We start from the raw sequence: 12,142 nt of genomic DNA, 5'->3' as shown, positions 1-12,142 counted from the left end.
CGTGGCGTGACACCTCGGACGGCAGTGGTCACGCTCCGGTGGTACCGCCCACCACCGCGTCGGAGCTCTGTTTTCCCTTGCCACGCTTGGCTTTCGCCTTGGGCGGCGGTGGGACGATACCGGCGAGGTCGCCACCGTTGTCGTTGACGCGCAACACGAACGGACGAGTCTCGGTGTACCGGACGACCGAAACCGACGCCGGGTCGACCACGATCCGCTGGAACGAATCGAGATGCTGGCCGAGCGCGTCGGCGAGGATCGCCTTGATCACATCGCCATGACTGCATAAGAGCCAGACCGCGTTCTCGCCGTGCTTCTCGGTGATCCGCGCGTCGTGCGCGCGGACGGCCGCGACCGACCGTGCCTGCATCTCGGCGAGCCCCTCGCCCCCGGGGAAGACCGCGGCCGACGGATGTGCCTGCACGACCCGCCAGAGGGGTTCGGAGAACAGATCCTTGAGCGCGCGCCCGGTCCAGTCGCCGTAGTCCACTTCGGACAAACCGGGCTCTTTGATCTTGTCCAGACCGCGTGCCTCGGCCAGCTTCGCGACCGTCTGACGGCAGCGGAGCATCGGCGAGACCACCAGCTCGGCGAGCGGGACCGGGGCCAGGCGCTCGACGAGCGCTGCCGCCTGCGCCCGGCCGGTGTCGTCCAGGCCGACCTTGGGCGTGCGCCCGGCCAGGACGCCCGAACCGTTCGCCGTGGACTTGCCGTGGCGCAGAAGGATCACAGTACTCACGTGGCCCACCCTACGTGCCGTGCTTTGCCCCCTCGAAAACCTCGTGAGTGGTAAGGACGGTTCTAACCGTCCTTACCACTCACGAGACACGAGCGTTTACAGGTGCGGGCCCGCGCCAGGGTCCAGGACACCGGTGAAGATCAGGACGAACAGCAGCGCGCCGAGCACGAGCCGGTAGATCACGAACGGCACGAAGCTCTTGGTCTTGATGTAGGACATCAGCCAAGCGATGACCGCGTACCCGACACCGAACGCGACCAGCGTGGCCAGGATTGTCGGCCCCCACTGCGCCGGGGCGCCGTCCTTGCCGATGTCGGTCAGCTTGTACAGGCCCGAGCCGAACACCGCGGGCAGCGCCAGCAGGAAGGAGTACTCCGCCGCCTCCGCGCGGGTGTAGCCGAGCAGCAGCCCGGCGCTGGTGGTGCCGCCGGAGCGCGAGACACCCGGGATCAGCGCCAGCGCCTGCGCGAACCCGAAGCCGAGGCCGTGCGGCACGGTCAGGTGGTCGAGGGTGCGCTGCTGTTTCCCGATGCGGTCGGCCACCAGGAGGATCAGGCCGAACACGATCAGCGTGGTCGCGGTGATCCGCAGGTCACGGAAGGTTTCGTCGATGGCGTCCTGCAGCAGCAGGCCCAGCACCACGATCGGCATCGAGCCGACGATGATCAGCCAGCCCAGCCGGGCGTCGGGGTCGCGGCGCCAGTCCTTCTTATAGATCGAGAAGAACCAGGCGCGCAGGATCCGCCCGATCTTCGCCGAGAAGTACAGGATGACCGCGAGTTCGGTGCCGATCTGGGTCACCGCGGTGAACGCGGCACCCGGGTCGTCCCAGCCGGCGAGCGCCGCGGTGATCCGCAGGTGCGCGCTGGACGAGATCGGCAGGAACTCCGTCAGGCCCTGGACGAGCCCGAGGACCAGTGCTTCGAACCATCCCATCAGGCGACACCGGCCGATTCGATCGCTTCGGCCGCGACCTCGAGGGCGTGTGCGGAACCCTCAGGATCCGGCATGGCGGGGGCGACGGTCAGCGTCGTGACGCCGGACTCCGCGAAGGCCTGCATCCGCTCGGCGATGCGCTCCTTGGGCCCCAGCAACGACGTCGCGTCGATGAACTCCAGCGGGACGGCCGCCATGGCGCCCTCGTAGTCCTTGCCCAGGTACTTCTGCTGCACGTCGGCGGCTTCGCGCTCGAAACCCATCCGGCAGGCGAGCTGGTTGTAGAAGTTCTTCTCGCGGCTGCCCATCCCGCCGATGTACAGCGCCGCGTACCCGCGGACCGCGTCGGCGCAGGCCTTCCAGTCGTCGCCGACCACCAGCGGGACGGTGGGGACGACGTCGAACGCGTCGAGGGTGCGCCCGGCCTTGTCGGCCCCGGCCTGGATCAGCTTCAGCTGCTCACCGGCGTGCTCGGGCGAGTAGAACACCGGCAGCCAGCCGTTCGCGATCTCACCGGTCAGTTCGAGGTTCTTCGGGCCGATGGCGGCCAGGTACACGGGGATCTCTTCCCGCACGGGGTGCACGGTCAGGGTCAGCGCCTTGCCGGGCCCGCCGGGAAGCGGCAGCTGGAAGTGGTCGCCGTCGTACCGCACCCGGTCGCGGCTCAGCGCCTTGCGGACGATCTCGACGTATTCGCGAGTGCGGCCGAGCGGCGAGGCGAACTTCACGCCGTGCCAGCCTTCGGAGACCTGCGGGCCGGAAACACCGAGGCCGAGGCGGAACCGGCCGCCGGAAAGCGTGTCCAGGGTCGCGGCGGTCATCGCGGTCATCGCCGGAGTCCTCGCGGGGATCTGCAACACCGCGCTGCCCACGTCGATCCGTGAGGTCTGCGCCGCCACCCATGAGAGCACCGTCGGCGCGTCCGAACCGTAGGCCTCCGCGGCCCAGACGACCGCGTAGTCCAGTTCGTCCGCCTTCTTTGCCAATGCCAGGTTGGCCGCGTCGTTCCCCGCGCCCCAATAGCCCAAGTTCAGTCCGAGTCGCACGGCGTGAATGTATCCATCGGAGTGTCACTCCTCCGTTCAGGGTGTTGACAGCCGATGACCCGCACGGTGGTACTCGATCACGACACGCTCACCTGCTCCGCGACCCGCACTTGCCTTCCGGCTAGGCTCGCCCGTCGTGGAAAAGCGACAGCTCGGCCGGTCGGGACTTCGGGTCTCGCGGATGGCCCTCGGGACCATGACGTGGGGTGGCGACACCGACTCGGAGGAGGCGGCCAGCCAGCTGGTCGCGTTCGTCGACGCCGGGGGCACCCTGGTCGACACCGCCGACATCTACGGCGAAGGGGAGAGCGAGCGCGTCCTCGGCGCGCTGCTCGGCGACCTGGTCCCCGGGACGACATCGTGCTCGCCACCAAGGCCGTCGCCCGCCGCACCGACGGCCCGTTCGGGGCGGAGCCTCGCGCGGTGCCCTGCTGAGCGCGCTCGAAGGATCGCTGCGCCGGCTCGGCACCGACCACATCGACCTGTGGCAGCTGCACGCCTGGGACACCACCGTGCCGGTCGACGAGACCCTCGCCGCCCTCGAATACGCCGTGACCAGCGGAAAGGCCCGCTACGTCGGCGTCTCCAACTACTCGGGCTGGCAGCTGGCGACCGCCGCGGCCCGCAGTTCCGCCGTCGCCCCGCTGGTCTCGACGCAGGTCGAGTACTCGCTGCTGGAACGCGGGGTCGATCGCGAGGTCGTCCCCGCGGCCGAGCACCACGGCATCGGGCTCCTGCCGTGGGCGCCGCTCGGCCGGGGTGTGCTCACCGGCAAGTACCGCACTGGGACCCCCGCCGATTCGCGCGGCGCTTCGAGTGTTTTCGCGGGCTATGTCGAACATCACCGGACCGATCGCGCGGCCCGGATCGTGCAGGCGGTCGCGACGGCCGCGGACGGCCTCGGCACCTCGCCGCTGGCCGTCGCGCTGGCGTGGGTCCGCGACCGGCCCGGCGTGGTCGCGCCCGTGGTCGGAGCCCGTGACACGGGTCAGCTGACCGGTTCGCTCACGGCCGAGGAGATCACGCTCCCGCCCGCCATCCGCTCCGCGCTCGACGACGTCAGCGCGATCGAGGTCGGGTACCCGGAACGCGGCCTCTGAGCCGTCTCGAATACTGGATTAGGTGACTGTTGGGTGACGCTGACGTGACGTGGTGGAGTTCCAGGAGGATGCTGGACAAGTCCGTTCGACGAGTAGCAGGTGGAGGCACCAAGGTGGGTCGGCTGTCCGCCGTTTCCCGGATCGCGATCCCGCTCGCCGGTGTCCTGGTGCTCTCGTCCTGCAGTACGGACGACACGCCCAACGATTCCTTGCAGATCGTGCAGAACCCTGTCGCGGCGACCGCGGCGGTCTCCCCCGCCGTGAGCGTCAAGCCCGCCGGGTCGGTGTTCGCGGTGCCGGGCGTGCGAGCCCTGGTGACCGACGAGGCGAGCAAGTCGCTGGTCGTCGCCGTTTCGGAGCCGCCTTCGCTGCGCATCTACGATCTCGCCGCCCTTGACACCCCCAAGACGACGGTGGCCCTGCCCGGTCCGGCCGAGCGGCTCACGGTCTCGGGCTCCCAGGTGCTCGCCAGCGTTCCCGGCAAGAGCCTGCTGGCGAAGGTCTCCCTGCCCGGCGGCGCGCTGGAGACGGTGCCGGTGGCGGGGCAGCCGTCGGCCGGTCTCGCCGACGGCGACGCGACGCTGGTCTCCGTCCGGGACCGCAAGGCCGTCGAGGTGCTTTCGAAGAACGCGGGGCCGAGGACCATCACCGGTCAGATCTACAGCGCCGACGACGTGCTGAGCACCGGTGACGGCGTGGTCGTGCTCGACAAGCTCCGCACCGCCCTGTTCGCCGTCGACCTCGCCGAGGGCAAGATCGGCGAGGGCCTGCGTGCCGGTGACGGCGCGGCCAACGCGGTCACCGACGATCTCGGCCGGGTCTTCGTCACCGACGCGCGCGCGGGCGCTCTGCTGGCGTTCTCCACCACTCCGCTGTTGTTGCGCCAGCGCTATCCCGTTCCCGGCGGGGCGTACGGCATCGCCTACGACCGCACCCGCGGCCTCGCCTGGGTCACGCTCACCGAACGCAACGAGGTCGTCGGTTTCGACGTCCGCGGTGGAGAGCCGATCGAGAAGCACCGGTTCCCCACCGTGCGGCAGCCAGATTCGGTCACCGTCGACGAGCAGGGCGGCCGTGTGGTCGTCGGCTCGGCCATCGGAGAAGGGATCCAGGTGATCACGCCATGACAGTGGTGGACGAGGCGGTGGTCGAAGGGGATTGGGAGTACCGGCGGCTGCAGCTGCCTCCTGGTGTTTCCCGGCGGGCGGCGGCGACGCAGCTGTCGATCCACGCCGAGTTCGCCGGCTGGGAGCTTTCGACCGTCCGGCTCTACTCGGACGGGACCCGGAGGGTGTGGTTGCGCCGCAAGCGCACCGCCACTCCCCTGCCCGGCCTCATCACCTGAAAGCGCCCTTCAGCTCTTGAACACCAGGGCGAGCGTCGGCCGCCGGGACCGAACCGCGATCTCGCGTGATCCGATGGACGACACGCGTGATTGGAGGGACGACACACGTGTCGTCCATCTGGACACGCGTGTCGTCCTTTCCGTCACCTGTGTCGTCCATCGGATCACGCATGCGATGCGGTGAAAGCGCCCTTCAGCTCTTGAAGACCCGGCCGAGCCAGTCGGCCCAGAGCGCGTCCTGTTCCGCGGGGTCGACGTCGCCGAACAGGTGATGCATCGCGCACATCGGCCCGGCGAACCCGCGCACGAAGCGCAGGAACGAGTCCGCGGTCCGGATGCCGACCGTCTGCGCGTTCGCGAGATAGACCTCGCCGTCCACGGTGGACACGGAGTCGGTGGAGAGCCGGACCCGGTCCCCCGTTTCCGGCCGCCCGGCGAGGCCGAGCTCCCGGCCCAGCTTCAGCCACGCGCTGTCCCAGTCCCCGATCATCGGCCCGAACACCGTCACCGGCACGGCCTTCCGGCCGGCGAACCGGTTGAGGTACTCGACGAGGGTGCGGAGGAACAGCTCGCCACCCGTGGTCATCGCCTCGAACTCGTCTTCCCAGTCGTCGCCGGGCAGGAAACCGCTCGTCACGGTCCGCAGCACGGTGCTGCCGCCGGAGCGGCCCTCGATGAGGAACTCGTAGGCGACGAACCGTCCGTCCGGTGCGGGTTCCGTGCCGTAGACGAGCCGCTCCAGCGGGTCCCACGAGGTGATCGCCGACGTGGGCTCGTAGCCGCCGAACGCGGTCTTCACGGTTCCGCCGACACCGCCGTCGACCTCGTTGCGGCCCATGAACCACGACGTGATCCCCGGTCCGGTCGCGATGGCGTCCCAGACCTGTTCGGGCGTCGCGTCGACCTCGAGGCGGTCGGTGATCTCGAATTCGTGGCCCACTCAGCGCTCCTCGGGCTCGGTTTTGACGCTCGGATGGACGGCGACGACGATCCGGTGATCGCGGCCCTGTTCGGCGCCTTCGTCGTGGTATTTGCTCACCAGATTCGTGATCGCGACGGTGAGCTCTTCGGCGAACGCGGCCCTGTCCGCGGCGGAGGAGAACCGCACCTCGCCGTCGATCGCGAAGGTCGCGACCCGTTTGCGTGCCTTGGTCGCGCCGGTGATCAGAAGGCCGACGTCGCGCACCAGCCTGCCCGCCACCGCGAGCAGCCAGCGCGCGGACAGCCGGTCCGGTGACTGCGCAGGATCGGGCTGCACGGCCGAGAGCGCCGTCGGCGAGATGACGTACGAGGAGGCCGTCGCGCGCATCATGCGCTCGGTGACGTTGCCCTTCCGCCGCTCCTCGACGAGCTCGACCAGCCCGTGTTTCTCCAGCGCGCGGAGGTGGTAGTTCACCTTCTGTCTCGGCAGGTCCACCCGCGCGGCCAGCATCGTGGCCGACGCCGGCTCGGCGAGTTCGGCGAGGAGCCTGGCCCGGACCGGATCCAGCGACACTTCGGCCGCTTCCGCGTCCTCGATCACCGCAACGGAGAACATGGCACGAAGGTGTCACCGAAAAGAGTTTTTGTCAAGGAGGTCAGTCTTGTCGGTGGGCCCGGTTCGCCAGGGCCAGCAGGCGCGGCACCACCTGCGGGGCCGCCTCCAGCGGGACGACGTGCCCGACCCCTGGCAGCACCACGGACGTGCCGTTCCGCACCGCGCCCGCCAGTTCCTCGACGTCCGCCGTGGGCACCAGCTTGTCGCGCTCCCCCACGATCGCGATCACCGGCACCGCGCCGACCTGCGACAACGCCGATTCCCGCGTGTAGGCGTCCAGCGCCGGGCGGAACGCCGACACCGTCTGCGGCCAGTTGCCGCGGATCATCCGCACCGTCAGTTCGACGTCGGCGGGCACCGGATCGTCCCCGAAGAGCCACCACCGCAGCCCGGCGGTCACCGCCTTGCTCGTATGTTCCCGCACCAGGCCGATCAGTTTGGTTCCGAAGACCATCTCCAGGTCACGGCCGAGTTTGCCGAGCGCGTTCGGCCAGATCGCGTCCGGGGTGACGCCGCCCGCCGACATGGCGAGCAACCCGATTCCCGCCACTCGCGCCGCGAAGACGTCCGGATGGCGCTGGGCGAGTGAAAGGATCGCGAGCCCGCCCATGTCGTGGCCGACCAGGACGACCTTGCCGTCGGGGACCACCTTCGCCAGTACCTCGGCCAGATCGTCGGCGAGGTGCCCCATGGTCGCCGACGCGGCCCGGACCTCACCGGATTCCCCGTGCCCGCGCTGGTCGTAGGCCACCACGGCGAGCTGGTCCTCGGAGGCCTCGGCCAGCACCGGCGCGACGGCGCGCCAGCTCCGCCTGTCGAGGGCGTACCCGTGGAGGAGGACGACGGTCACCGGCGCCGACGGATCACCCCAGCGCTCGAAGTGCAGGGGTGTCCCGTCGGCGGCCAGCAGACCGGGCATCAGGCCGAGCGGAGGAAGCGGTCGAGCACGCGGACGCCGAACTTCAGCGCGTCGACCGGGACACGCTCGTCGACTCCGTGGAACAGCGCCGAGAAATCGAGGTCTGCGGGCAGCTGCAGTGGGGCGAACCCGAAGTTGCGGATCCCGAGCGACTGGAAGGACTTCGCGTCGGTGCCGCCGGAAAGCATGTACGGCAGCGTGCGGGCGCCCGGGTCTTCGGCAAGGACGGCGTTGGTCATGGCATCGACCAGGGCACCGTCGAAGGTCGTCTCGACCGGCGGCAGCTCCATCCATTCCTTCTCGATGTCCGGGCCGAGGATCTCTTCCAGCTCGGCGTTGAACGCCTCGAGGCGGCCGGGCAGGATCCGGCAGTCGACCGACGCCTCCGCGACCGAAGGGATGACGTTCGACTTGTAGCCCGCGGTGAGCATCGTCGGGTTCGCCGTGTCGCGCAGGGTCGCGCCGATCATCCGGGAGATGTTGCCGAGTTTCGCGACGGAACCCTCGATGTCGTCCTCGGGGAAGTCCCAGCCGGTGATCTCGGTGACGCCGTCCAGGAACTCGCGGACGGAGTCGGTCATGACCAGGGGGAAGCGGTGGTTGCCGAGCCTGGCGACGGCCTCCGACAGCTTGGTGACGGCGTTGTCGCGGTGGATCATCGAGCCGTGGCCGGCGGTGCCGCGCACCCGCAGCTTCATCCAGCGGATACCCTTCTCGGCCGTCTCGATGAGATACGCGCGGACGTTGTCCTTCAGCGTGATCGAGAAGCCGCCGACCTCGCTGATCGCCTCGGTGACGCCCTCGAACAGCTCCGGCCGGTTCTCGACCAGCCACTGCGCGCCGTACTTGCCGCCCGCCTCTTCGTCGGCCAGGAACGCGAAGACGAGGTCACGCGGCGGGACGATGCCGTTGATCTTGTAGTGCCGGGCCAGCGCGAGCGCCATCCCGCACATGTCCTTCATGTCCACGGCGCCGCGGCCCCAGACGTAGTCGTCCTGGATGGCGCCGGAGAACGGGTGGACCGACCACTCCGAGGCGTCGGCGGGGACGGCGTCGAGGTGACCGTGGATCAGGAGCGCGCCGCGCGAGGGGTCGGCGCCCGGCAGCCGGACGATCACGTTGTGGCGGTCCTTGCCGCCGGACTCGACATAGGTGATCTCGTAGCCCGCGTCGGTGAGCTTCTCGGCGACGTACTCTGCCGCGGCGCGTTCACCGACGAGCGTGTCGGGGTCACCGGTGTTGGTGGTGTCGATGCGGATCAGTTCACTGGTGAGGGTGACTGCCTCTTCGGCTGCTGCTTCGATCAAATTCGGTTCGGTCACCAGGCATTCCTACCATTGGTGGAGCCCGCCGACCCGCTGCCGCCGTGTGGTGGACGGCGTGTGACCGCCCACTCCCCCGTGTGCCGCCACATCGCGCTCAAGCACACCGAGTGCGCGGAACGAGCTTCAGGCGGGCAACTCGCCGTTGAGAACCGCCACGCCAAGGCCGGACACCTGGTGGATGACGGCGCCGCCATCGCGCCGGGTGGTGATCAGGCCTGCCTCCCGCAGCACTCTGGCGTGCTTGCTCGCGCTGGGAGGGGACAACCCGATCCGGCGGGCGAGGTCGGTCGTGGTGACCGCTGTGGTGCTGGCGCGCAGCGTGGCGGCGCGAGTGCGACCCAGCAGGGTGGTCACCGGGTCCTGCGAGGCAGGCCTGTCCGGCGTGAGCCAGGCGAAACCGGGGTTCACCGGGTAGGCGAGCACCGGGGGCAGATCTGCGTCTTTCAGGGTCACCGGATGGTGGCGGCAGAAATGCGACGGAAGGAGCACCAGGCCTCTGCCGTGCAGATGGAGGTCCTGGTCGACGTAGTCGAGCACCTGCAACACCGGTGGCCGCCAGGCGACCCGCGGATGAAGGGTGGCGAGCAGCCGGTCGACCCCACCGGTCAGCAACGCCTTGCCGCGCCGCGATCGGTCGGCCTCGACGTGCGCGCGCAGCCGCCCTCGATACGGCGCGACCGCCCGCTGGTAGTACCGGTCCAGAGCAGTACCGAGCTCCCGCAGGGCGGTGACATCGCCGTCCGCCAGCTTGCGCGTCCACGGCGTCGGCGGCCGTCGATCCGCGAGACAGGCCACGTTGTCTTGTAGTCGACGACGGGGCGTGGACATTATGCGGTCGATCACCGTAGCCGAGTCGGTTTCTCCACGCCCCGGAGTGAGAAAGTCCGCAGAATAGCCGCGAGGCGGCGCCAACTCCAGCAGAAGCGGAATCCAGGCGGGAATTTCCGCCCTTATCCGGCGCCGCCAATGATCGAAAGTGAGGATTTCGTCCGGTTCTTGTAAAAGGTGGAGACTGAACAAAGTCTCCCATGACGCATCGACGTCCTCCGCGATGGTGATCCGAGAAATATCCGCGTCGGTGAAGTGAATTCGCAGCACCCTGGCTCCCCCCCGAGGTTGCTCGCCCCGCAGCGCCTTTATCGCACCATTTCCATGATGTTGCCGTTGTGCGGTCCGGAAAACCCGCCAATCGGATCAAGCAGGCCGGTGTTCTTCGGCCGCTTGGCCGAAGCCGTCTCGTGGCACGGGCACGCCGTGGCCGGCGAACACGGTCGGTTCGTCGGCCACGGCGTACTTTGTCGCCCCTAGTTCGCCGCCGTGCCGCCCAGGTCGGCCCACCACCAGTTACTGCCGGGCTGCCAGGCGGCTTGGTGAGCCCGCCCGTTCAGGCCCTGCACCGTGACCTGGAGCTGGTTCCCGAAGGCCATCGCGGTCGGCGTCCCGGTGAGCCCGCCCGACGGCCCGCCTGCTGCCTTTTGCCAGCCGGTCCAGCCGTTCGCCGACCAGGAGTCGGTCCAGAGCCTGCTGTCGGTACCCAGGGCCGCCACCCGGACCGTGGATCCGACGACCGTGGCGGACGGGTCACCGAAGATCGCACCGCCGAGGTTGTGCCACGTCCAACCACCTTCCCGGTTCCAAACCGCCTGATACACGTTGCCGTTGAGCCCCTGCACGAACGCCTGCGCCTGACCGCCGAAGCGAATCACCGAGGGGGTCCCGGTCAACCGCGCACCGGGCTCTCCGCTCTTCGCCCAGCCGCCCCATCCCGAGCCGCCGAGCACGTTGCTGTACAGCCGCTGATCGGAGCCGAGCGCGTAGACCTGAGCCTGCCCACCGAAATCGAGTGCCGCCGGATCACCGACGACCGTGCCCCCGAGGTTCGTCCAGCGCCACCCGCCACCGGACCAGCGTGCTTCGTAGACCTGGTTGTTCTCGCCACGGGCGAAGACGTGGAGGTTCTGACCGATCACGACCGCGGACGGGTTGCCTCGCAGCCGGGCCGGCGTTCCACCGGGCTCCGCCCAGTTCGACCAACCGCCGGCCGGATCCCAGTATCGGGTGCGCAGCTGACGGGTCGCCCGGTCGATCCCGAATACGTGCATCTGCCGCCCGAACGCGACAGCGGCCGGTTCGCCCGCGAACGATCCGCCGAGGTCGGCCCAGCCACGCCAGGCCGAACCGTCCCACACCCGTTGCTGGATGCTGTGGTCCCGCTGACGCTGGAAGATCTGGTACTGCCCGCCGAACGGCACGGCCGCGTCCCGCTTGCCCCCGCGGACCTTCTGCAGATACGCCTCGTGCCGTTCGTACCAGAACTTACCGGGGTCGGAGTTGCCCTCGTGGCCGGAGAACTGGTTGTGCCCCTGATCCCGCCGCTCTGCTCGTCCGGGTCGGAACTGCCCGTCCTCGGAATCAGATAACGCTCGCAAAGATCGCGCACCAAAGCGGCCGACGAACGCATCATGATGTCCGTGTACCACTTCTCCTGGCGGCTGGTCGCCTCGTGCTCGATGCCGATCGTGTTGCCGTTATGACCGCTCACATGATTGGCCCGATCCTGATTCTGCACCATCTGCGTGATCTCCCCGTCGCTGGACCGGATCACGTAGTGCGCGCTCGTCTGGGCCGCGTTCGGGTTGGCGAAGAACCGGATCGTGCTTTCGTAGTCCGGCACCGCGGGCGGTTCGGGATCGAAGGTGTGCAGTGCGATCGCGGTGATGGCGTCGCCATTTCGGCCGCCCCAGTTGTGGGGATCCGCGGCTACCCACCGCGCGGCGGGATAGTCGGGTCTTGCCAGCAGTGCGGCATCGGACGCGGTCACCGGGATCAGTGATGTCACCAAGACCCCCGTGACCGCCAGTGACGTGGCCAATGATCGTTTCATGAAACCTCCCCTGGTTCGCGACCGGGCGGAGACCTCTACCGGCATCGCCCCGGTCCCCGCTGGTCGCGTCGAGCAAACCAGCGGCGACAGGAGGCGTTCCACGGTTTTCGTTGTGAGGAAACGTGGGGTGCGACGGCCGGGCGCGTGACGACGCGCCCCCGGTGCGCGGGCACGCGATCGCACCCGGGGCGAGCCGGGTTCCGGTCACCACAACATATCCACAACATTTCCGTATGGCACCACCGGCAGAGTCCTTCAGCGCAAGGGAAGGACGAGTGGCCGCCGATTCACCGAATCGGCCTGGCCGGGAA

Annotated in this window: 11 protein-coding genes and 2 pseudogenes; 3 read left to right on the top strand and 10 right to left on the bottom strand. The window is 69.0% G+C overall.

Going from position 1 to position 12,142, the window contains the following annotated elements; genetic code table 11:
* Nucleotides 1-28 precede the first annotated feature (28 nt).
* The 3 genes from MJQ72_RS07555 to MJQ72_RS07545 form a co-directional block, all read right to left on the bottom strand.
* Nucleotides 29-739 carry a histidine phosphatase family protein gene (locus MJQ72_RS07555; protein WP_240598403.1) on the bottom strand — a complete coding sequence of 237 codons (711 nt, stop codon included), beginning with the start codon at nucleotides 737-739 and terminating at the stop codon, nucleotides 29-31.
* Between the two features lie 96 nt (nucleotides 740-835).
* Nucleotides 836-1,675 carry an undecaprenyl-diphosphate phosphatase gene (locus tag MJQ72_RS07550; protein WP_240598402.1) on the bottom strand — a complete coding sequence of 280 codons (840 nt, stop codon included), beginning with the start codon at nucleotides 1,673-1,675 and terminating at the stop codon, nucleotides 836-838.
* A complete protein-coding gene (locus MJQ72_RS07545) occupies nucleotides 1,675-2,721 on the bottom strand; it encodes an LLM class F420-dependent oxidoreductase (protein ID WP_240598400.1) in 1,047 nt (348 codons plus the stop codon). Before MJQ72_RS07545 ends, MJQ72_RS07550 begins: the two co-directional genes overlap by 1 nt.
* 136 nt (nucleotides 2,722-2,857) lie before the next feature.
* Between MJQ72_RS07545 and MJQ72_RS07540 the strand changes: the two are divergent.
* The 3 genes and pseudogenes from MJQ72_RS07540 to MJQ72_RS07530 all read left to right on the top strand — a co-directional run bounded on the left by MJQ72_RS07540 (nucleotide 2,858) and on the right by MJQ72_RS07530 (nucleotide 5,166).
* A pseudogene (locus tag MJQ72_RS07540) lies at nucleotides 2,858-3,821 on the top strand (aldo/keto reductase).
* A 113-nt stretch (nucleotides 3,822-3,934) separates the two neighbouring features.
* The gene (locus tag MJQ72_RS07535; RefSeq protein WP_240598398.1) at nucleotides 3,935-4,948 is read left to right on the top strand and encodes a YncE family protein; all 1,014 of its coding nucleotides are present in this window, start codon (nucleotides 3,935-3,937) and stop codon (nucleotides 4,946-4,948) included.
* A complete protein-coding gene (locus MJQ72_RS07530; protein WP_016334446.1) occupies nucleotides 4,945-5,166 on the top strand; it encodes a DUF5703 family protein in 222 nt (73 codons plus the stop codon). The genes MJQ72_RS07535 and MJQ72_RS07530 overlap by 4 nt, the downstream gene beginning before the upstream one ends.
* A 193-nt stretch (nucleotides 5,167-5,359) precedes the next feature.
* Here MJQ72_RS07530 and MJQ72_RS07525 read toward each other — a convergent pair whose 3' ends face one another.
* The 7 genes and pseudogenes from MJQ72_RS07525 to MJQ72_RS45020 all read right to left on the bottom strand — a co-directional run.
* A complete protein-coding gene (locus MJQ72_RS07525) occupies nucleotides 5,360-6,106 on the bottom strand; it encodes an SRPBCC domain-containing protein (protein WP_240598397.1) in 747 nt (248 codons plus the stop codon).
* Nucleotides 6,107-6,703 (bottom strand): helix-turn-helix domain-containing protein, encoded by a 597-nt coding sequence (locus MJQ72_RS07520; RefSeq protein ID WP_037338277.1) that lies wholly within the window; start codon nucleotides 6,701-6,703, stop codon nucleotides 6,107-6,109. It abuts the gene before it with no gap.
* A 40-nt stretch (nucleotides 6,704-6,743) separates the two neighbouring features.
* Nucleotides 6,744-7,622, bottom strand: a complete 879-nt coding sequence (locus MJQ72_RS07515) for an alpha/beta fold hydrolase (protein WP_240598396.1) — start codon at nucleotides 7,620-7,622, stop codon at nucleotides 6,744-6,746.
* Nucleotides 7,622-8,944 (bottom strand): M20/M25/M40 family metallo-hydrolase, encoded by a 1,323-nt coding sequence (locus MJQ72_RS07510; RefSeq protein ID WP_037338283.1) that lies wholly within the window; start codon nucleotides 8,942-8,944, stop codon nucleotides 7,622-7,624. The genes MJQ72_RS07515 and MJQ72_RS07510 overlap by 1 nt, the downstream gene beginning before the upstream one ends.
* Before the next feature lie 126 nt (nucleotides 8,945-9,070).
* Entirely contained in the window at nucleotides 9,071-9,775 is a 705-nt protein-coding gene (locus MJQ72_RS07505) for a helix-turn-helix transcriptional regulator (RefSeq protein ID WP_240598395.1), read from the bottom strand.
* 476 nt (nucleotides 9,776-10,251) lie between these two features.
* Nucleotides 10,252-11,376 (bottom strand): hypothetical protein, encoded by a 1,125-nt coding sequence (locus MJQ72_RS07500; RefSeq protein ID WP_240598394.1) that lies wholly within the window; start codon nucleotides 11,374-11,376, stop codon nucleotides 10,252-10,254.
* Between the two features lie 35 nt (nucleotides 11,377-11,411).
* Nucleotides 11,412-11,831 (bottom strand): annotated as a pseudogene (locus MJQ72_RS45020) (N-acetylmuramoyl-L-alanine amidase); the annotation flags it as partial.
* Nucleotides 11,832-12,142: the final 311 nt, after the last annotated feature.

Origin of the sequence: Amycolatopsis sp. EV170708-02-1, from assembly GCF_022479115.1 — a bacterium.
GTDB lineage: Bacteria > Actinomycetota > Actinomycetes > Mycobacteriales > Pseudonocardiaceae > Amycolatopsis.
The sequence above is the reverse complement of the archived record's forward strand: the minus strand, read 5'-3'. Positions and strand labels throughout refer to the sequence as shown.

Coding starts and splice junctions, on each gene's coding strand:
- MJQ72_RS07550 (WP_240598402.1), bottom strand. CDS start 1,675: ATGGGATGGTTCGAAGCACTGGTCCTCGGGCTCGTCCAGGGCCTGACG.
- MJQ72_RS07530 (WP_016334446.1), top strand. CDS start 4,945: ATGACAGTGGTGGACGAGGCGGTGGTCGAAGGGGATTGGGAGTACCGG.
- MJQ72_RS07520 (WP_037338277.1), bottom strand. CDS start 6,703: ATGTTCTCCGTTGCGGTGATCGAGGACGCGGAAGCGGCCGAAGTGTCG.
- MJQ72_RS07515 (WP_240598396.1), bottom strand. CDS start 7,622: ATGCCCGGTCTGCTGGCCGCCGACGGGACACCCCTGCACTTCGAGCGC.
- MJQ72_RS07505 (WP_240598395.1), bottom strand. CDS start 9,775: ATGTCCACGCCCCGTCGTCGACTACAAGACAACGTGGCCTGTCTCGCG.